Annotated in this window: 13 protein-coding genes and 3 pseudogenes; 7 read left to right on the top strand and 9 right to left on the bottom strand. The window is 56.5% G+C overall.

Annotated features, from left to right (window positions below; genetic code table 11):
- Window positions 1-264 precede the first annotated feature (264 nt).
- From KBZ19_RS08015 to KBZ19_RS08000, 4 genes and pseudogenes are all read right to left on the bottom strand, one after another.
- Window positions 265-1,071 (bottom strand): class I SAM-dependent methyltransferase, encoded by an 807-nt coding sequence (locus tag KBZ19_RS08015; RefSeq protein WP_255100533.1) that lies wholly within the window; start codon window positions 1,069-1,071, stop codon window positions 265-267.
- Entirely contained in the window at window positions 1,068-2,492 is a 1,425-nt protein-coding gene (locus KBZ19_RS08010; RefSeq protein WP_255100532.1) for an ABC transporter ATP-binding protein, read from the bottom strand. The genes KBZ19_RS08015 and KBZ19_RS08010 overlap by 4 nt, the downstream gene beginning before the upstream one ends.
- Before the next feature lie 233 nt (window positions 2,493-2,725).
- A pseudogene (locus KBZ19_RS08005) lies at window positions 2,726-2,881 on the bottom strand (toxin-antitoxin system HicB family antitoxin).
- Window positions 2,882-3,096: 215 nt separating this feature from the next.
- A pseudogene (locus KBZ19_RS08000) lies at window positions 3,097-4,101 on the bottom strand (IS5 family transposase).
- Between the two features lie 374 nt (window positions 4,102-4,475).
- Between KBZ19_RS08000 and KBZ19_RS07995 the strand changes: the two are divergent.
- On the top strand, window positions 4,476-5,936 hold the full coding sequence (locus KBZ19_RS07995) for a methyltransferase domain-containing protein (RefSeq protein WP_255100531.1): 1,461 nt from the start codon (window positions 4,476-4,478) through the stop codon (window positions 5,934-5,936).
- Between the two features lie 275 nt (window positions 5,937-6,211).
- Here KBZ19_RS07995 and KBZ19_RS07990 read toward each other — a convergent pair.
- Window positions 6,212-7,207 (bottom strand): annotated as a pseudogene (locus KBZ19_RS07990) (IS5 family transposase); the annotation flags it as partial.
- 349 nt (window positions 7,208-7,556) lie between these two features.
- Between KBZ19_RS07990 and KBZ19_RS07985 the strand changes: the two are divergent.
- From KBZ19_RS07985 to KBZ19_RS07975, 3 genes are all read left to right on the top strand, one after another.
- Entirely contained in the window at window positions 7,557-9,230 is a 1,674-nt protein-coding gene (locus tag KBZ19_RS07985; RefSeq protein WP_255100530.1) for a hypothetical protein, read from the top strand.
- 61 nt (window positions 9,231-9,291) lie between these two features.
- Complete coding sequence (locus KBZ19_RS07980; RefSeq protein WP_255100529.1) at window positions 9,292-10,419, top strand: glycosyltransferase family 2 protein; 1,128 nt, start codon at window positions 9,292-9,294, stop codon at window positions 10,417-10,419.
- The gene (locus KBZ19_RS07975; RefSeq protein WP_255100528.1) at window positions 10,394-10,825 is read left to right on the top strand and encodes a GtrA family protein; all 432 of its coding nucleotides are present in this window, start codon (window positions 10,394-10,396) and stop codon (window positions 10,823-10,825) included. Before KBZ19_RS07980 ends, KBZ19_RS07975 begins: the two co-directional genes overlap by 26 nt.
- A gap of 173 nt (window positions 10,826-10,998) precedes the next feature.
- On the opposite strand, the gene KBZ19_RS07970 is transcribed toward KBZ19_RS07975, so the two are convergent.
- Together KBZ19_RS07970 and KBZ19_RS07965 are read right to left on the bottom strand one after the other, a co-directional pair.
- Window positions 10,999-11,337, bottom strand: a complete 339-nt coding sequence (locus KBZ19_RS07970; RefSeq protein ID WP_255100527.1) for a hypothetical protein — start codon at window positions 11,335-11,337, stop codon at window positions 10,999-11,001.
- 9 nt (window positions 11,338-11,346) lie between these two features.
- Window positions 11,347-11,724: a hypothetical protein gene (locus KBZ19_RS07965; protein WP_255100526.1), complete on the bottom strand. Its 378-nt coding sequence runs from the start codon at window positions 11,722-11,724 to the stop codon at window positions 11,347-11,349.
- 53 nt (window positions 11,725-11,777) lie between these two features.
- On the opposite strand from KBZ19_RS07965, the gene KBZ19_RS07960 reads away from it, so the two are divergent.
- The 3 genes from KBZ19_RS07960 to KBZ19_RS07950 are packed head-to-tail and all read left to right on the top strand — an operon-like array spanning window position 11,778 to window position 13,464.
- Window positions 11,778-12,290 (top strand): GNAT family N-acetyltransferase, encoded by a 513-nt coding sequence (locus tag KBZ19_RS07960; protein WP_255100525.1) that lies wholly within the window; start codon window positions 11,778-11,780, stop codon window positions 12,288-12,290.
- Window positions 12,287-13,186 carry a hypothetical protein gene (locus KBZ19_RS07955; RefSeq protein WP_255100524.1) on the top strand — a complete coding sequence of 300 codons (900 nt, stop codon included), beginning with the start codon at window positions 12,287-12,289 and terminating at the stop codon, window positions 13,184-13,186. Before KBZ19_RS07960 ends, KBZ19_RS07955 begins: the two co-directional genes overlap by 4 nt.
- A gap of 59 nt (window positions 13,187-13,245) precedes the next feature.
- The gene (locus tag KBZ19_RS07950) at window positions 13,246-13,464 is read left to right on the top strand and encodes a DUF6447 family protein (protein ID WP_144036945.1); all 219 of its coding nucleotides are present in this window, start codon (window positions 13,246-13,248) and stop codon (window positions 13,462-13,464) included.
- 231 nt (window positions 13,465-13,695) lie between these two features.
- Here KBZ19_RS07950 and KBZ19_RS07945 read toward each other — a convergent pair whose 3' ends face one another.
- Window positions 13,696-14,916 (bottom strand): glycosyltransferase, encoded by a 1,221-nt coding sequence (locus KBZ19_RS07945; RefSeq protein ID WP_255100523.1) that lies wholly within the window; start codon window positions 14,914-14,916, stop codon window positions 13,696-13,698.
- Window positions 14,917-15,000: 84 nt separating this feature from the next.
- Complete coding sequence (locus KBZ19_RS07940; RefSeq protein WP_255100522.1) at window positions 15,001-20,013, bottom strand: DUF4214 domain-containing protein; 5,013 nt, start codon at window positions 20,011-20,013, stop codon at window positions 15,001-15,003.
- Between the last annotated feature and the right edge of the window lie 133 nt (window positions 20,014-20,146).

Below are 20,146 nucleotides of genomic sequence, written 5' to 3'. Positions count from 1 at the left end.
TCGCATCATCTCCTTGACGGTGGCAAAGTGCCTGCTGCGCGAGCATCGACAGGCTGCTGAAGCGGCTTAGAGCGTCAAGGCTGTCTTCACGGCAGTGAGGCGGAGGGTCTGGGGGGAATCAACAGACATAGGGATAGGTGTGCGTGTGCTGGGGGTGATGGGGAGGGTCCCATCTCCCAACAGAAGGGATTCACTGCAAAGCAAACGCCTGCATCGGATGGCTGCGGGACGCTTCGGCAGGTGCGCAACAGGGTGGACCGTGGGTTATTCGCCCCTCTGCTCATGGCGTAACCGTACAAGCTCTTCACGTGCTTGCTGCAGGGAATGCCAATGCTGCTCAGCTTGCAACCTGTAGGGCAGGTGGTTACGCTCACCCCACTGGCATTCAGGCCGCAGTTCAGCAATCTGAGCGAGAAGGCTGCCCTTGGCAGTGAGCAGCGGCAGGATCTCCCGAAGCGAATTCAGCCAAGCGGGCTCGCTCGTGCCAAAACTCAATAGGCCCAGGCCATGGCCATGGAGAAGGCCTAAACCATGGGTATCGGAACGTTCCAGCAGCTCGTTCCATAGCCTCCAAACACCAAATCCACGCTCCCTCACATTGATATCGTGAAACAGCACCACGGCTTCGGGCTTCAATAGCGGTCGCCAGGTTTCGAGATCGTGCTGGACGGCGTCATACGTGTGCAGACCATCGACATGCAGAAGATCAATGGCTCCGGATGGAAAGTGAGTAGCGGCTTCATCAAAGCTGGACCGAACCAGCCGCGAACGACAACGATGGTTGCGATCCTGCTCGCTCTGAACGCGTTGATAGACCTCCTCTCCATACCCGCCCGCATGCTCGTCTCCCTGCCAGGTGTCAACGGCGTAGACAAAGGTTTGGGGTGAAAACGCCTGTGCCGCCTCACAGAATGCGAAAAAAGAAACTCCAAAATGCGTACCAAGCTCAACCACGGTCTGCGGTTGGAGATGCTCCACAAGCCAATGGGCAATGGGCACATGTTCCCACCACGCCGAGGGGGCCAGGTAGCGGGGCAAAAGGCCAAGATTTCGTTCCATCAGCAAGTTCATTGGCGGTGGCGGGCTCCCAGCTCCTTGCTGGATGGGCTGTCTTGGTGGGGCAAACAGCCAAACTCGATCTCCTGCATCGGCAGACCTGCAATGCCGGCGTACATGGCACTCGATTCGCTGTGGAGGATCAAGGCATCATGCTGCCACTGCAGCTGACGATGGTCTTCCTGTGTTCCTGCCGCCAGGGAAACGGCAATGGCATAGTCACCAGGAGCCAGCACAGGCAGGGTAAATCGAAAGCGAGCAAAGTAAGTAGCTCCGGCCGGAACTGTGAAGGTCGGGTCTGGATGGGATAAACACGTGTTGTCTCCGAGTACGGCCATCCCACGAGAATCTTTGAAGATGAATCCCACAATGGGCTGGCGGATCGCTGTGTGGGCACGGGCTGTGATCGAGAGATCGACAAGCTCTCCGCCCATGGCCGTGCGAAGCGGCAGGCCACTCGCCGCATCAACCAGGTGCACGCTCTCCAGACTGGCCTCCGCGGTTCCAAACGAGCTTGAGAGCAACAGGGCCTGATCAAAAGGCGTGATCTCAATCAAATTCCCAAGCCCTGCATTGAGCCGTAGCTCCTGTCGGTAGTCGCGCCAACGGGTGTAATACTCCTCCGCAGGCTCAACAGGTGGCTTGGTGGTCTTGTCTGGAGCCGTAACTGAACGGCCAGTCGATGCGTCCTGGGCGATGTAAAGGTCCTCAAGGTAGAAGTCGCTCACTGTGGACGCTTCTCCAGCGAACTTGATGCGGCCCGCCTCAAGAAGAATGGCTCGATTGCAGAGGCTACGCAAAGCCTGCGTGTCATGGCTCACGAAGAGCAGACACTTCTCCTCTCGCTGGCGATTCAGAAAGCGAAAACACTTCTGATTGAAGAAGGCATCTCCCACGCTGAGAGCTTCATCCACCACAAGGATGTCTGCATCCACATGAGCAACGACGGCGAACGCCAGCCGCACAGACATGCCACTGGAATAGGTTTTAACCGGCTGATGCACAAAGTTGCCAATGTCAGCGAAAGCGAGAATGTCGTCGAGCTTCTGTGCGGTTTCTTCTCGACTAAGCCCGAATAGGGAAGCATTGAGATAGATGTTTTCTATTCCTGTGAACTCAGGGTTGAAGCCACTACCAAGCTCCAGCAAGGCAGCAACCCTACCCCGCGTTTGCACCTGCCCTTCGCTCGGCGTAAGGGTGCCACAAAGAATTTGCAACAAGGTGCTCTTGCCACTGCCGTTGCGGCCGATCACACCAAGTGTTTCGCCGCGGCGCACCTCAAAGCTGACATTCCGCAAGGCCCAGAACTCGCGAAAGTATTGGCGACGGCCACGCCAAAGGGCCTGCTTCAAACGTTGCGTAGGATCGTCGTAAATGTGGAAGCACTTTCCCAAGTCTTCCACGTGGATCATCAGATCATCCGACTCAATAGTCACGTTGGAAGAGGTAGCAGGGACGCCGGAGAAAGATTATAGTTCATGGGGTGGTGCTTCTTACATCACATCAGCGAAGGCCCCTTGAGCCTTTTGAAACAAACGTAGCCCCAGCTCAGCGATCACAACCCCAAGCAGAAGGCCAACGCTGTCTCTGAGTGGCAAGCAAGGACTCTAGTGCGCAAACAGGGAATGGGTGGTGCCCAGTCCACTCAAGGGACTTGTTATCCGTTCCTCTACGCCGTGACACTTCTCTGGAGTGCTTCCTGAGCGAGCGTGTTGAGACTCTTTCCCTGCGCCTCTGCAGTCATCGCCAATCTCTCGTGTAGTTAAGGCGGAATCCGAAGGTTGATTTTGCCTGAAAAGTGCCTGCGAGGCTCAATTCCTTGCACCTTGCAGAACTCAAGAAAGTCGCCCCAACGACTTTTTGAACTCTAGGGAATCCCTGGGAAATAGAAGATTGACAATGGAAAGAGCTCGCAATCGCCACGTTTGCCTGTGGCTCAACGCAGCAGCCATTTCATCAGGTTTCTACCGCTCGTTATCACCCGTTTCTTCGTTGTTTTGGAGTTCCAAGCAGTCCCCCCACGCACAGCATTCCCGCCGTTCATGACGCCTCAAGCAGCTGTCGCCGGGCCAAGAACAGATTTGTGAGCGCTGCGATCACGTTGACCTTGCAACGATTCTTGGCAATCCCGCGCAGCCGGGTCTTTTGAATTCCGAACTGCTGCTTGATGCCCCGGAACGGATACTCACCTTTGGCGAGGACGTGCGCTTTGGCGGTCTCGATCAGATCCTGCAGCCTTCCATCTGGGGTGGTGGGCAGAGCTCGGCGTTGTCCCGGCCGCATTGCCACCCGGAACTCCGCTGTCTTGCTCGTCATTTCGGACCGTTTGGCGATGCCCTGGTAACCGGCCTCGGCTTAGACCACCTCCTCACCGCCCTGCAGCAGCTCTGCAGCTGGGGTGAGATCGTGCACGTTGGCGGCCGTGGTGACGACGGAGTGGATCAGCCCGTAATCCTGGGCGACGCCGGTATAGACTTTCCTTTCGTAGTACCACTGGTTGCCCTTCTTGGTCTGGTGCCTCTCAAGATCACGCTTCCCTTCCTTGTTCTTGGTGGAGCTGGGCGCTGCAATCAAGGTGGCATCCACGATCGTGCCCTGGCGCATCGTCATGCCCCGTGCGCTCAGGTGAGCCTTGACGGTCGCAAAGATCTGCTCGCCCGGGCGATGCTTCTCCAGCAGGTGGCAAAAGGTGAGAATCGTGGTCTCGTCAGGGATCCGATCTCTGGTCAGATTGACTCCCGTAAACCGGCGCATGGTGGGCACCTCAATCAGGGCCTCTTCCATCGCAGGATCACTGAGTAGGTACCACTGCTGCAACAGGTGAATCCTCAGCAACCGCTTCGCGGAAGCCAGGGGCTACGTGGACAGCGGATAAGGAGGCCTCCCACCCTTCTTGCTGGTTTTGGGGTAGTGGGGCTCCATCAGCGCGATCAGTGCCTGCCAGGGCACCACCGCCTCCATCTCCGCCAGGAACTTCTCGCGCTTGGTCTGTTGCTTGGCAGTCGTTTGTTCGTAGTCAGAGAAGCCGAGTTGCTTGCCGGCCATCAACACAGCCCTGACCGGCCATCACGGGGCCATTGTCTCGTGAATGGGCTGACTTTTCCAGAGTTTTCCTAGAGCCCTTGAGGTTGCCATATTTGCCAAGTCAACGTGAGCTATGCGATGAACCCTGCCGCATGTCCTTCAATCTGTTGGGGACGCAAACGTCGGGATTCTCAAGCCTCACCACCTTGTTTCAAATCAGGCTGTGACATACGGAAAATCAGTGTTAATGAGTCTCTCTTGCAGGAGTCTATCGGCTACAATAAGCTTGTCTTCATGAATCTGGGGAAATGCGTGGTTCGTCCCCTCGGGCCAAGGAAGAGGCAGGCCATGGTCAGCAACACCTGAGATCGACGTTGCTGCATAGCATGCGAAGCTTGGCAAACTCTCGGGCTGCTCGATGGATCTACTTACGTCTGTCACAGCTTGGCTTACTGGTGTCTCGAGATGATGTTTTATGGTGTTATCACTATCTTCTCGGCCGTGAGCCTGAATCCGAAAGCGATCTCCTTTCAAAGATACATTATCGCAGCTTTAGGGCGTTAGCCCAAAGTTTTACAGATTCTCCTGAGTATTTGCAAGGCCGCACAGTGAGCAGAGAGGACGTGCTTTGGTGCTACGAGCATATTCTCGGCCGCGCCCCTGAGTCCGAAATCGTTCTCCTTTCAAAGATGCATTATCGCAGCTTTAGGGCGTTAGCCCAAAGCTTTACAGATTCTCCTGAGTATTTGCAAGGCCGCACAGTGAGCCGAGAGGACGTGCTTTGGTGCTACGAGCATGTTCTCGCCCGCGCCCCTGAGTCCGAAAGCGTTCTCCTTTCAAAGATGCATTATCGCAGCTTTAGGGCGTTAGCCCAAAGCTTTACAGATTCTCCTGAGTATTTGCAAGGTCGCACAGTGAGCAGAGAGGACGTGCTTTGGTGCTACGAGCATATTCTCGGCCGCGCCCCTGAATCCGAAGAGGCCGTTACTTCATTTATGAGCACTCGTGACTTCAGGTCACTGGTTAGTTTTTTTCTTGAATCCGTCGAATTTGCAGGCAGGCATCCCTCATCCTCCGATAGTCCTGCTGATGTGTGGAAGTCAAGCATCCCGCCGGATGTCTTTCGGGAAGCCTTATTTCAACCTCTCAATCCGCAGTCACTCACCAAGCAAGATAGAGATTATGTCAATCTTCATTTTGAACGACTTTGGCATGCGATGAACGCCCTTGCCGATCTGTCGCCATCTGGCGGACGATTGATTGATTTCAGTGCACGTTCGCACTTCAGCGATGCGATGGGCAAGCTCCTGCCAGATGTTGAACAGACCGGCGTAAATGGAGTCAACTACGAGCTTGATGACTATGCTCATCTCTATGGAGAGTCGTCCTTTGATATCTGTCTGAACATGGAGGTGCTTGAGCATTTAATCTTTGATCCTGCGCACATGGTCTGGTCGATGAATCGCATGCTGAAGACTGGAGGTCTGCTATTTCTTTCGACGCCTAATGCGGTGGCGATGACGAATGCCCTCCATTGGATGAACGGTGACTCACCCACGCTATGGAATCAGGTAATCCCTGGAAAACCCTACTATGAGCGCCACAATCGCGACTGGACACCCTCAGAGGTGGTAAGGCTTCTTGAGGAAAACGGCTTTACAGTCCTGAACGTCTATACAAGAGACTTTTACTCTTCGTCACATGAGCTCCTGCCGCAGCATTCAAGAGATATCTCCTACTTGCAGAGTCATGCTAGGCACACATATTTCGGTGATACGATATGTGTGTTGGCGTCTAAGCAAGAATCTTTGACTGGGCCAGTCCGCAATACCTGGCTTTACGCTGATCAAGACTGATGGATCTAGGTATAGGTTCTATGCGAGAGTTGTTTTGCGGCATGGGTCTCGCAGAACGTTCTTCCTAAAACCATATGATTATGATGCCTTATTCATTCAGCACCAAGGAATCCCTGGGAAATAGAAGATTGACAATGGAAAGAGCTCGCAATCGCCACGTTTGCCTGTGGCTCAACGCAGCAGCCATTTCATCAGGTTTCTACCGCTCGTTATCACCCGTTTCTTCGTTGTTTTGGAGTTCCAAGCAGTCCCCCCACGCACAGCATTCCCGCCGTTCATGACGCCTCAAGCAGCTGTCGCCGGGCCAAGAACAGATTTGTGAGCGCTGCGATCACGTTGACCTTGCAACGATTCTTGGCAATCCCGCGCAGCCGGGTCTTTTGAATTCCGAACTGCTGCTTGATGCCCCGGAACGGATACTCACCTTTGGCGAGGACGTGCGCTTTGGCGGTCTCGATCAGATCCTGCAGCCTTCCATCTGGGGTGGTGGGCAGAGCTCGGCGTTGTCCCGGCCGCATTGCCACCCGGAACTCCGCTGTCTTGCTCGTCATTTCGGACCGTTTGGCGATGCCCTGGTAACCGGCCTCGGCTTAGACCACCTCCTCACCGCCCTGCAGCAGCTCTGCAGCTGGGGTGAGATCGTGCACGTTGGCGGCCGTGGTGACGACGGAGTGGATCAGCCCGTAATCCTGGGCGACGCCGGTATAGACTTTCCTTTCGTAGTACCACTGGTTGCCCTTCTTGGTCTGGTGCCTCTCAAGATCACGCTTCCCTTCCTTGTTCTTGGTGGAGCTGGGCGCTGCAATCAAGGTGGCATCCACGATCGTGCCCTGGCGCATCGTCATGCCCCGTGCGCTCAGGTGAGCCTTGACGGTCGCAAAGATCTGCTCGCCCGGGCGATGCTTCTCCAGCAGGTGGCAAAAGGTGAGAATCGTGGTCTCGTCAGGGATCCGATCTCTGGTCAGATTGACTCCCGTAAACCGGCGCATGGTGGGCACCTCAATCAGGGCCTCTTCCATCGCAGGATCACTGAGTAGGTACCACTGCTGCAACAGGTGAATCCTCAGCAACCGCTTCGCGGAAGCCAGGGGCTACGTGGACAGCGGATAAGGAGGCCTCCCACCCTTCTTGCTGGTTTTGGGGCAGTGGGGCTCCATCAGCGCGATCAGTGCCTGCCAGGGCACCACCGCCTCCATCTCAGAGAGAAAACGCTCACGTTTGGTGTGCTTCTTCGCCGTGAATTGCTCGTAGTCACCGAACCCGAGCTGCTTGCCCCCCCATGAGCCAAGCCCTTAGCTGCGATCACAAGGCCATCATTGTCCCGTGAATGGGCTGACTTTTCCAGAGTCTCCCTAAGTGTTGAGAGCGATATTGAGTTAAGGTGTGGTCTTCAGCGAAGGGAGGAATGACCTGCCTGCCACTTGCCGAGCAGCTCAGTCGCGGTTAGTGTCGCACATCCTCCAGTCATTTGGTTGACATGCATTTTTCTTGCTCTCGATGATTTCGCTGGCGATAACTGGATGCCAGCATCGCCCTGTGTTTACCTAACCTGCAAAGCATCTGTCACCGCGTTGTTGAGGACCAATGAAGATTACGCCAGAGAGGAAGCTGGATGCTGTCTTGGCCTTGATCCTGCTGACTGTCTATCCAGCTTGGGCGATTACTCAGGGCCAGGATGCCAACTACGATGCTCGGAACTACCATCTTTACTCCTCCCTTGCATTTCTTGGCGGTGCGTATGATGGTGACTTGCTCCCTGGTGGGACGCAAACATTCCTCAACCCCCTCGCAACGCTACCGGCAGCACTTCTCTACTACGCCAGTCAATCACTTGGCCCTTTGTTACCCACACTATTGTTGGCACTGATTCAGGGGGCCACATTGGTCGTTGTCTATGCCATCGGTTTGCGCCTTCTAAATGGCAACCGTCCAATGGCTTTCTTGGCAGCTCTAATGGGGGGGACTGCTCCGCTTCCTCTGTCCGAGGCTGGCAACACCATGGCTGACCTGACACTTTCGTTGGTGAGTGTCTCGGCCCTCGCGTTCGCCCTCGATTCTGCATCCACGGAACCTGTCTCTGACGGTCGCTGGCGTTTGGCGCTGTCAGCTGGCTTGGCTGGAGCGTCAGTAGGGATGAAACTGACGTTTATCGTTACGATTCCCTTGCTTCTTTGTGTGGGTTTGACCTCCATAGGCTCGTCACCCCTTCGGAAACAGAGATTGCACCAACTGCTATTAAAAAGCACGACTGCACTTCTGGCTTTTTCCATCAGCCTCGCTTTGTTCATGTCGCCGCAGTTTGTTCAGGCTTACAAGTTCACCGGAAATCCAGTATTTCCAATGTTCAATCAGTATTTCCGCTCTCCATTGCATGAAGACGCGCATTCATCTGATGATCGATTCCTTCCTGATTCGGGCCCGTCTTTCTTAATGGCTCCCTTGCACGATTTCACGGATAGCTTTTACGCACCGTTTAGTTCAACTATGGGGTTACAGACAAGGCGTGCCGAAGTACTGTTCCGTGACATGCGTCCGATGCTATGGATTGCCTGTTCACTAATCGTCCTAATGCTCCCGGTCTGGCGGCGGCGGCTGAATCGGGTTCAAATTGGCTTCGTGCTAGGCCTCTTGTCGTCATATTGGTTTTGGTTGGCTCTCGCGGGTATCGGGCGCTACGCCATCCCCTTACAGTTGCTACAAGGGGTTGCCATCGCCTTGCCCTTTCAGTTCCACCATGGTTTTACTCGTCGTTTTCCTTCCGGTTTGAATGGCAAAGTGGCCTTTACATTGCTTCTCGCTCTCACTTGGGTGACTCAGATCACTCCGAGTTGGGATCGAACCGGTTTTGAGGCTCACTGGGCCAAAGTGAGTCTCGATTCACAGCCTGCAGTTGTCACGGTTCGAAATGGTGAGCTCCAGTTTGTAAGGGAACAGCCCATCGTGTTGCTCCAGCGGCCGAGCGGATGGATCAAGTCCCAGAGTCTGGAGAGTAAGAACCCTCTCCTGAATTGGGATCCAGGTATTGCTCAGCGATCAGCTGGTCGTATTTCCAAGCTGCCAGCAGTACACGCGCGCATTGAGCACCAGATACTGGCTAGTGGATTCGAAAGCGTTTTGGCCATGAGCCTCTCAAAATCCCCAACTGATGTCTCTAAGGAACTTAACCGTTTTCTGGTGGAAGCCCCTCTCTTGCGCGCAGCTGGCTTCAAGCCTGGAAGCTGCTCGCGTTATCGTGCGGTCAACGGCGGGCTACCCTTCTCTCTTTGCAGTGTCACTCGCAAGTCGCTGCAATGACTTAAGCTGGTGCCTTAGTAACTTTGCGTAGGTTATGTTGAATGAATGCGAGCTCAGCTTCGTGATCCCATGTCTGAACGAAGCCCTCACACTCGCTGGCACGATTTCTGATTGCCATCAGGGTGCTAGTGCCTGTGGTGTTGCGTATGAAATCGTCGTTGCAGATAACGGTAGCACGGATGATTCGGTAGACATCGCACTTCGCCACGGCGCTCGGGTGGTGAATGTGCTTCAGCGTGGCTATGGAGCTGCCTTGCAGGCTGGTATCAAGGCGACTCGCGGACGATTTGTGTTGATGGGTGATGCTGATGGTACCTATTGCTTTGATCAGGCATCTCTGTTCTTGGAACCCTTAAGGCACAATGTCGATTTAGTGATGGGTAACCGGTTTAAGGGTACTATCGCGTACGGAGCGATGCCCTTCCTGCACCGTTATCTAGGCAATCCCGTACTCAGCCTTGTGGGGCGTTTGCTGTTTGGGGTTTCCATAGGAGATTTTCATTGTGGACTGAGAGCTTTTCGTCGTCGTACATATGATGAGCTTAATCTGTGTTGTAGCGGAATGGAATTTGCTTCTGAAATGGTGATCAAGGCCAGTCTGCGCGATATGCGAATCGTGGAAGTGCCTACGGACCTGAGGCCCAATCCTCCCGGTCGTCAGCCCCACTTGCGCACTTGGCGTGATGGATGGCGTCACCTTAAATTCATGCTCTCATTCAGCCCTCGCTATGCCTTTCTAAGTCTGGGTCTGCTGTTTCTGATTGCGTCGCTGGCGCTGTATTTTGCTTATGCGTTGGAGTGGTCAGTGTTTACCGGAGCAACGTCGCTTCTGGTGGCTGGCTTTCTGTCTTTTTCGGCTTGTGCATTGTTCTCTGATTACGTGACGACCCGCTTTTTTTTCGCTAGGCGCTATGGCAGCCGCGTCGGTCGTGGCGGCCGGATGATTGATCGCTTGCTCACTTTGCGCAGCGGAGTTGACCGTTTGTTGAGGCTCTCCGCGGCCTGCCTGGTGCTTGGAGCGGTAATCTCAATATTGGTATGGTATGCTTATGAACTGCGTATCTATTCTACACGCGCCATTGCTCAATGGGCGTTTTTAGCGTCACTCCTTTTTTCGATCGGTTTATTTGCTTATCTCACTGGTGCCAAGATATCCACGCTTCTTGCCTTTCAGGACCGCCAGGATTGATGTGGATAGGCGATTCTTTTCATTCGCCTTATTTGGTGTCCTGGCTTTTGGGGCGGATGTCCTTTTCTTCTATCTCGTTGGCAGCGCGGTAGACATTCCTTGGCTGCAGAAAGTTGCAGGTTTTGTTGCCGGCGTGAGTACTACTTATCTTCTCAATAGTGCATATACATTTCAGGCTCCGCTGTCGCCGCAGCATTACGGTTTATATGTGCTTTCCCAAATGGGCGGCATGGCCGTGAATCTTCTCGTATTTCTGCTGGTTCACGGCTCAGTTCACACCCTGGTCGCTCTGGTATTGGCGACGTTGGTGGGATTGGTTGTGAACTTTCTTGGGGCTCGGCGAGTCCTTTCAGGCTCAATTGGCCAAGGCGCTCGGGTGCGGCGGCTTCTGTCCCGTGGACAATAAAGTCTATAGTCCTCGGGGAGTATTCGAGTCTTGTATAGCACTTGCTTAGATTCGCACCAGCGCAACACGCTCTGGTTGGTGCTTGATAGCCTCCTGTGTGTCCCTGATGTGCTGTCTCGCGGGGATCTCTGAGGTGGGTGCCTTTTACTGGACAGATACGGCCCCTGAAATTGTTAACCCCGGACGGGAAGAACAGGGTTCGCTCTCAGTATAGACCTCGCGGGGAGTTCTGCCTCCCAGCCATTGCTGCATGCACGCAGGTAGACCCCCTCATACTTGTTCGTCCTCCACAGCCTCTCCACCAGGATGTTGTTGTAGCAGCGTTTCCTCCCTCGCCAGCTTATCTTGATCGTCTGGCTCTGCAGTCCCCTAACGAGGGCGATCGAGGTGAGTTTAGAGCCTTGATCGGAGTGGAAGACCTCTGACCTACGGCCTCCTTCCAGGGGCATCTCCAGAGCCTCAAGGGAGAACTCCGTGTCCATGCTGTTTGAGCCCGCCTCGGACAACACCATCGGGGCACTTCACCCCAGCAGTGCCGCCAGAAATGACAGCAGGCGATCGTGGGCGAACAACAGCAACCCGATCACATAGATCACCAGCAGAGCAACGCCCTGGAGCAATGAGAACAGCAGCGTCGGCAAGAGCGGCCCGACCACATGGCTACCTGCCAACATCCATGCCGCTGGCAGGCTGGCCAGGGGGTTCAGAAACGTCTGAGTGCCACCGGGAAGAAGATCGGCTCCGTAATCACCGGCGAGAAAAGCCAGTGCGGCGTAGAGGTGATAGTTGCGAGCGTCGTAATTGATATCCTGGCCATGCATCCAGCTGTAGACAGGAAACACTGCCATCAGCAAGGTGGCCAGAAGCCAATCCAAACGAGTCAACTTCGAAAGAAGCACCAAAAGCCTGAGTTGGTTCGCAAACACTATCAGGAAAGATCCCAGCCCACTGGATGGCGGTGGAGGCGAAGATGGAACACTGTCGTCAGTTCCACCAGGAGCCAGGCCTGTTGATCACCGTGATTCGCCACCGTGCAGGTGCTCCCAGCCTGCGTCTGGGACTTGGACCAGGGCTGAGGCCGGTGGATGCGATTGGCCAGCTGCAGAAGCTGCTAAATTGCAACAGCTTTTGGGCCACGGCACGAAGCCGGGTTCAGCTACGCACGATGCTCAAAGGTAGCTCCGTTGTGGTGAGTGCCTGGAGCGGACAGCAGCTTGTGGGGTTTGGCCGGGCCAACAGTGATGGCGTTTTCCGTGCCGTGCTTTGGGATGTGGTTGTGGCTGAGCAAAGCCAGGGGCAAGGATTGGGGCGCCAACTGGTGGAAGCGTTGCTGGCGGCACCAGCCTTGGCACAAGTGGAGCGCACCTATCTGATGACGACGAACTGCGAAGGTTTCTACCGGAAGCTGGGATTCAACGCCGTTCAGCACCAACGGCTGATGAGGCGTGAGGCCAGCGGGGAATGAGCAACTCCTCCCTGCGAGTGCGGGTGGCCATTCCCCACTACTTCCGTGAGCGCAGTGGCGGCACAGGCTATGGATCCGGCAAGCCAGGGGCCCGCTTTGAACGCTGCCTGGCACTGGGCCGATGCCTGGCCGCCCTGCTCGCACTGGAGCGGAGCACCGAGGATCTGGTGCTCAACATCGGCCAACGTGTGCTGGAGGGCGCGGGGCCACTGCAATTCGGCGACAAGCACCGGCTGGCCTCGATCAGCCTCGACTTGCATCTGTTCACCAGTGAGGGCCATCAACTGGAGGAAGCGATACGGCCCTACGCCGATCGGCTGACCCTCCACACCGTGTCACTGGAGGATCCGCGCCAACTGCCCCTGGCCGCCCGCGACTTCCTGATCCAGGCTGACCCAGTGCTGGATCTGGCTCTTTACCTGGAAGACGATCTGGTGATCGGTGATCCCCTCTTCTTCGACAAGCAGGCCTGGTTCCTTGCCGGCTGTGAACACAAGGCGGTGCTGATGCCGCACCGCTACGAACGGATTCCCGGCCAGGCGGGACAAAGGCTGCTGGTGGATGGCCCCTTACGCAGCGATTTCATCGGCCGGTTCACCACGCCCCAGGCCTCCGTTGGCCGCGGGCGGTTCTGGGATGGGCAGGAGATCGTGTTTGATCGAACGGCCAATCCACATTCTGGCCTCTTCTGCCTGAGCAACAGCCAAGTGATGCAGCTGCGGGGTCAATCCTTGCCCAAGCAGGGGTTCGTCGGTCCGCTGGAAACCGCCGCCACGCTCACCGCCCTGCGTTTTTTCGCCGTGCTGAAGCCAGCGCTGGCGCACAGGCAGTTCCATTGGGTGGAGCATGGCCACCCCTCGTTTCAGCCGTACGCCAAGCAGTGGCCGCGCGCCTGAGCACCACGCCAAGGCCTGGAAGCACGGTGATAAGGTGACATTGCATTTTGGATTCAGCCATGCCGGTTCGAAATATTATCTTCAAAGGGCGCCAATTCGTGATCGAAGATCTTCCCGAAGAAGCCAGGCAGGTGTTCGGCCTGCTCCAGGCTGCAGGGGAGCAGATCACCCGCGGCCAGGCAAGTGTGGCTGTGGCGGAAACAGCCCGGCAGGTATTAACAGCAAAGCTGGATCAGTTGCTTCATGATGTGCCTTCCAGCGAAGTCACTCAGCCATAGCGGTGGAGATGTGCAGGCTCTCTAAGTGGAGAAGCCTGCACAACCATCAACATTCAGCCTCTCCGATCCGTCGCGAGACTAGCTGCCGCCTTGGTACTGTCTGCGACCCTGGTTGTGCACCCGAAGGAATGGGGCTGTGGCCATGAACATGCCGCAGCCCGCAACCGATCGCCTGTGCCTCAACCGCTCTGAACGCCCCAGCACCGGCAAGACCTGGTGGCAGGTGGCACTTCAGATATGCCCATGAAACGCATCTTGAATGAGAGCGTGGTGACGGACCAAACAATCAGCGCGATCGTAGTGGCTGATCACCGTTCGGCGTGCCGCAAGCCGCAATGAGGCATAGGCCCCTGGATCACTCAAAACATCATGCATCTGATTGGCAAGAGCATCGGGGTTGAAATAATCCACAAGCAGGCCATTCTCACCGTGGCGGATCACCTCCCGCACCGGTGCGGTGTCTGAGCCCACCACCACACAACCGGCCGCCATGCTCTCAAGCAACGACCAGGAGAGCACAAACGGAATCGTGAAATACACGTGGCAACTAGAGATTGCCAACAGCCGCAGAAAGTCTGCATAGGCCAGGCGGCCAGGGAAATAGATGCGATCGAGATTGATCTGCCCTTCAAGTTCAGCCAGCAGCTGCTCTTTGTGGGGAACATCGGGACGGGCACCATATCCGCCTTCGGGAGTTCCCACGATGATGATGTGAGCCTGCGGGCACAACTCCTGAAACCTGGGTAGAGCGCGCATGAAACGGTGAAAACCGCGGGCGGGCTCAAGCGATCGGCTCACGAAGGTGACGACGGGATCGGCCGCCGTAAGCCTGCGGCCGCGCACCTCAAGATAGAGATCTTTCTGTGGTTTGGCATGGCGGGTATCGATGCCATCGTGAATGATGCGAATCCGTGAGCGAAGCTCCTGCGGATAGGTGCTGCGCTGAAAACGGGTGGGGCTCACACCCACGGTGACCTGCTGCAGCGACAGCAGGATGCTGGCATTCTTGCCTCGCAGCTTTTGCAGAATCAGAGAATCGCTGGAGCAATACTCTGGATCAAAGCCGAGATCAAAGCCATCAGTGTTGTAGTAATACTCACAGTAACCAATCAACTTCGCAGTAGGCCATACATCCAGCAGGAAGAGATCCTCACCCCAGCCTGTATGCGTGCAGATCACATCAGGGATGAATCCTTCATCACGTAGCGCTTGTGCGGCTGCAGCACAGCTGCGTGCGCGGATCATCTTGCTTTCAAAGTCCACCGCCAGAGGATCAGTATCACGGCCGCTGGAGCGATCAAAGCCGTAGTGGCGATAGGGGTAGGTCTTAGGAAAGGCGGAAAGGGGCCGAACATTGCCAAGCGCTAGCACCGTGTGGCCCTTCGCCTGGCAATAGGGCAGCAGATGCTTGTACTGGCCGGGAAAATTCTGATGAACGAACAGGATGTTCATGCAGGTGGAACTCAGGCGTCAACGAATTGAACAGAAAAAAAGCGGGGCCGAAGCCCCGCTTGAATGAGAAGGAGAAGACCAGACTCAGACCAGTTCAGTGCCGGTGAACAGGCTGTTGTCGAACACACCCAGCTGGCGCAGTTCGCTCGCTTCCACAGTGTAAGCCTGGGGATTGGCGAAGTCGAAGGACGACTCGGTGTACAGATACAGAGCCGTATCCGTTTGACCCTGCTGGACGATCAGGGCTTGGTTGGTGACAGCATCCACAAAGGTGAGGATGCCGACGAGATCACCAAGAGCAAGACCGTTGCCGATCACACCCACGCCGTTGATGTTTCCAGCAACAGCGTTGGCATCGAACAACTGTGCATCGGTAAGGCTGCGGGCCGGACCGGTGAGGTTGAGGATGTTGCGACCGGAGAGGTTGTTGCCCGCATTACCCGTGGAGCTCAGGCCACCCAAGACGAGCTGGGCATTGGTCGCCGGTGCGGTGGAGAGCAGCCCGCCGATGTCGGTGAGCAAGCCACCGGTGATATCGATGGAGTCAGCAAGGGAATAGCCGGTGATGAAGTCACCGCCAGTGCCTGTTCCACCGGTGCCACCATCATTGCCCGTGTTGTAGCGGACAACTTCAACTGCGCCGGAGAGAGCGATGGTGTCAGCACCGCCATTACCGGCCACTGTCACGTTTTGACTGGGGTCACCAGAGAAGTTGGTGAAGGTGTCATTGCCGGCACCCAGGTTGTAGGTGGAACCAGCAGCAGCATTGTCGAATCCGGTGGTGAAGACATCGACAGCCTGGCCCTGAACAAAGCTGGTGGCATTGAGGGTGAAGTTGTCACCATCAGAGTTGATGTCACCATCGAGGTTGACCGCCAAACGACCACCGGTGGGCAGGGGCAGCAGAGTGGTGTCGAGAACCAGGGTTTGGTTGAAAGCACCGGGGGAAACGTTCAGAACTTCAATGTTCTGAACTTGCGTGCCGGTGACGGTGGTGGTGGAACCAAAAGCGCCATCGAGCGCGAACACGAGCGTGTCCACATCAGCACCACCATTGATGCGATCACCAACGGTAAAGCCACCAAGCTCATCGGTATGAATGATGCCGCCTGACTCGACGGACGTTGTCACGCCCAGGACAATGAGATCATTGCCGGCTCCAGCAGTAACCGAATCATCGCCCAGACCCACCCGAACGGTGTCTGCGCCGGCACCAGAGGAAACCGTGTCGTCCTCGTCTTCAATGCCATCGGCGGTGCTGATGGAGTCAGCACCAGTGCCGGTCACGACTGAGTCAGCACCGAGGCCAGCCAACACGGTGTTGGTGCCATCTCCGGCGTTGATGGTGTCGCTACCCGTACCACCGACGATGGAGTCGTTGCCGACGCCCGTGATCACCGAGTCTTCACCAGTTCCAGCGTTGATGGTGTTGTTACCAGTGCCGCCATCGATGGTGTCATTGCCGCCGTCACCCAGCACGGAGTCGTTGCCTTCGCCGACGTTGATGGAGTCAGCACCACCCTGGGCATTGACGGTGTCGTTACCGCCGCCGGTCACGATCGAATCAGCACCACCGCTGCCGAAAACACTGTCGTTGCCACCAGCGGTGACAACCGTGCCAGCTGCATCGAGGTCAACGGTGTTGTTGCCGCTGCCTGCATCGATGAACAGCGAACGCTCGATGTCGTCCAGGAAGTCGTCGCCACCGGCGGTGAAGATCGACTGAAGCCCAGGAGCAAAGAACAGACCGATTCCACTGAAGCGGACCGGTTGGTTAACGGCCGCAGGGTTGAAATCGAAGATTTCGATGTTGCTGATGTTGGTGAGGCTCAGCTGCAGAGCCAGTGGGGCGAGCGGGTTGCTGACTGCAAACTCCAGCTCAAGGGTGTCCACCCCACCGAAGCCGTCGGCGAAGTCGCCGACTTGTACGTCCGAGAGCTGGAAGGCCGTGAACGTGTCGTTGCCCGCAGTGCCGAGAAGGTTATCGGCGTTGGGGGTGTAGAAGAGTGCCGTGTTGATAACGACGAAACCAGGCGGCACACCCACCACGGAAACGTTGAGATCGGCGCTTTGCTCAACAATGATGCGCCCGGCCAGCAGCGGATCAGCACCAGTGAGGTCGATGTTCAGCGAGGAAACGGAACCCGCCAACAGAGGAGTGGCACGGATGATCAGCACATCATCGCTATCACCAACGAGGCTGTTGAACTGGGCGACGCTGAGGTTGCGCAAATCGAACGTGAAGGTCTGAGGACCATTCACCGAGGAGCCCAGTTCGATCACCTCAAGACCCGTCACGTTGACGAGGTCGACGGCGGTGACATCTGCCGAGTCAAGAATCAGCAGTGTGTCTGCGAAGGTTTCATCCTGATCGAGCGGTGCTTCACCGAAGGCAAGCACAGATTCTGGGCTGATCAGCTCATCGCGGATGATGATGGTCTCACTGTCGGTGTCATCCTGACCGGAATAACGGATCGAGATGAGATTGCCAACGAGATCCACTGGGCTGAGGAAGCTCAGATCCAGGGTCACATTGCCGGCATCATCACCGGAAGTGAACACCGAGAAGATGCGTGAACCGATGTCATCCGACGTGCGGACCAGCTCGTCGCTGAGGGTGATCGAGTAATCACCGTTGCCAATCAGATCGAGGGCTTCGATCCGGCTCACCCGCAGGGTTTCCGAACGGAGCAGGGTTCCGCCGTTGGCGAGATTAATGGTGTCGATCCCAGCGCCACCGTTGATCGAATCGGCAAAGGTCAGGGAATCGGTGTCGATCACCAACTCATCGTTGCCGAGACCAAGCAGAACAGTGTTGGCGAAGGTGTCGTCCTGGATCACATCATTGACAACCTCACCCACAACGACGAGGTCATCATCATCGCCAGCATCTACGAGGTTGGCGCCGCTGCCGGTGAACACAACGTCAGAGCCGGCGCCGGAGCTGATGGTGTCATCGCCGGAACCAATCACATCGCCTGCGATGATCGCATCACCAACGATGAAGTCTTGGCCGCTGCCGGTGGTGATGGAGTCGTCGCCGAAACCACCCGTCACTGCGTTGTCGCCGTCACCAGCGTTCACAACGTCGTCGTCGGCGCCAGCATCAATCGAGTCGTCGCCAGAACCAGAGGTGATGGTGTCGTTGCCATCGTTGGTGTCGACACTGTTGTCGCCATCGCCGGCCTGGACAAGATCGATTCCATCACCGGTCGTGATGGTGTCGTCGCCAACGCCAGCGGACACTGAGTTGCGACCGTCGCCGGCATCCACCAGGTTGTCACCTTCGCCAACGAAGAGTTCGTCATCGCCGCCCACGGTGAAGACGGTGTCGTCTCCGTCTTGGGTGACGACAAAGAAATCGGTGGCGAAGGTTGGGGACTGGGTTCCAAGCTCGAGGAAGTTATCCCCGATCGCCCCGAACACGCTCACATCCGGGAGGAAGTTGTTGATGACATCGCCCAGGATCGAGGTGTAGCCCAGGCTCAGATCACCATCGAGAGCAAAGGCATTGATGGTGCTGATGCGCCGGTTGTCATTGCCGGCAAGGCCGAGATCCGTGGTGATGTCGAGGGAAGCATCACCGTCGATCACCAAGGTGGTCAGCGCATCACCAACGCTGAGCTGGTCGAGCACATTGGTGATTGAGCCAAGCGAGGTGAGCGCAAGGGTTTCGATGCTGGCGTTAGCGCTGAGAGGCCCTTGGGTGAAATTAAGGCCGAGCGCTTCACCAGAGGTGGCGTCGACCGGTGTTTCTTCGATGACGACACTGACCAGATTGTTAGAGCTGGCAAGTGCGTTGACGTCGAAGTTGTATTCGATCGTGCCGAAGCTGTCCGTGATTTCAGTGGTGAAACCAACGGCGGATTGGATGTCCTCGAGGAGGAGGAATCCAAGCTCTGACTGATTGATATTGATCTTGGTGAGCCCATCGGCTGCGCCGCTCGCGCCATTGAGGCCGAAGGCACGGCTGAGATCGACGGAGCCAACATCCCAGAGATCTTCGCCAGAAGGATTCAGCTCCAGGGTCTGAATGCCAAAGCTGGTGAAGTTGTCGATGGTGAAGCTGCCATCGGTACCGATCAGCAGCTTGGAGTCTGTGCCGGCACGGCCGGTCAGCTGATCGTTCTGGCCGAGGGTCGACTCAGTGCCGATGAAGGTGAACTCGGGCGCCGTTGTGGCCGTCACCACATCGGTTGCTGTGGTGAGAACCGTTTGGGTGGGGACGACGGGGGGAGGAGTGGTGTCAACGATCACCACAGAGTCGCTACCAGGCGGCTTGGAGAAGACGATCTGGTTGGGGAAAGTGATCTCAAGGGTTTCCGTCTCGCCAACAATCGCGTCTTGAGCGATGGTGACCTGGAGGACGCCCACGCCGGTGACGCTGATATCAACAGTGCCCACCAGCTTTCCACCGACCACGTCAGCGGCCTGAACACCACTGAGCTCGTAGGAAATGGTTTGGCCGGCAAGATCCGGGATCGTCTGAATCAGGAAGATGACCGTGCCGCCTTCGGTGACGCTGCTGGCGTTCGAGCTCAGCAGCGCAACGGTGCCGACGGGGGGCAGCCCATCGATGGAGGCTTGAGTGGCAGCCGGCGAAGGGATGGTGGCCGTGCTGACAACGGGCTTCAGGAAGTCGACGCCGAAGGTAATCGCGAGCGGACCGGCGTATTCAAGAGTTGCCGTGGCATCCGCTGCCACAAGGCCGGTCCAGGTTTGGGAGGCCGCCTGCTTCGATTCCAAAGCCACACGGTCGGGCGAACCAGCGGGCTGCGCCAGAGCGCCTAGGGCAATGAACAGGCCCACGTCCTGGATCGAAATCTCACCGTTGTTGACCTTGGCCGTCCAGAACTGAAGGCCGGCTGCATCGGCCTGACGCCCAAAGGCGTTGACATAGAACGAATTGATGATTTGTTCTGTTGTCTTGCCGGCGGTCGTCTGGGCAAACTCAACATCAGCAGCAAAAAAGTCTGCAACTTCGGCAAGCGGAAGAGATGCCTGAGGCCCAGTCGTCCAGAAAGTGAGGCCTGCAGGGTCAGCCGGCCTGCCGAAATAAGTGATGTAAAGAATTTGAGTTTCGAGGGCAGTTGCCATTCGTGGAGTTCTCCAGGCTTGGGGAAGAGGGGACGGTCTCCGCAGCTGGGCTGCGGCTGCGGCTGCCGAGAAACCTTAAGGGTCTTGGCAGTTCTGTCAAGGCTGTTGCCGCAGTGGCAGACCCAGCAGATCC

The organism is Synechococcus sp. L2F, from assembly GCF_024345695.1.
GTDB lineage: Bacteria > Cyanobacteriota > Cyanobacteriia > PCC-6307 > Cyanobiaceae > MW101C3.
This window is presented reverse-complemented; position numbering and strand designations above follow the sequence as displayed.

Excerpts from the sequence above, each read along its gene's own strand:
- KBZ19_RS07955 (WP_255100524.1), top strand. The coding sequence starts at position 12,287 with ATGAGCAACTCCTCCCTGCGAGTGCGGGTGGCCATTCCCCACTACTTC.
- KBZ19_RS07950 (WP_144036945.1), top strand. The coding sequence starts at position 13,246 with ATGCCGGTTCGAAATATTATCTTCAAAGGGCGCCAATTCGTGATCGAA.
- KBZ19_RS07945 (WP_255100523.1), bottom strand. The coding sequence starts at position 14,916 with ATGAACATCCTGTTCGTTCATCAGAATTTTCCCGGCCAGTACAAGCAT.
- KBZ19_RS08015 (WP_255100533.1), bottom strand. The coding sequence starts at position 1,071 with ATGAACTTGCTGATGGAACGAAATCTTGGCCTTTTGCCCCGCTACCTG.
- KBZ19_RS07960 (WP_255100525.1), top strand. The coding sequence starts at position 11,778 with ATGGCGGTGGAGGCGAAGATGGAACACTGTCGTCAGTTCCACCAGGAG.
- KBZ19_RS07970 (WP_255100527.1), bottom strand. The coding sequence starts at position 11,337 with ATGGTGTTGTCCGAGGCGGGCTCAAACAGCATGGACACGGAGTTCTCC.
- KBZ19_RS07940 (WP_255100522.1), bottom strand. The coding sequence starts at position 20,013 with ATGGCAACTGCCCTCGAAACTCAAATTCTTTACATCACTTATTTCGGC.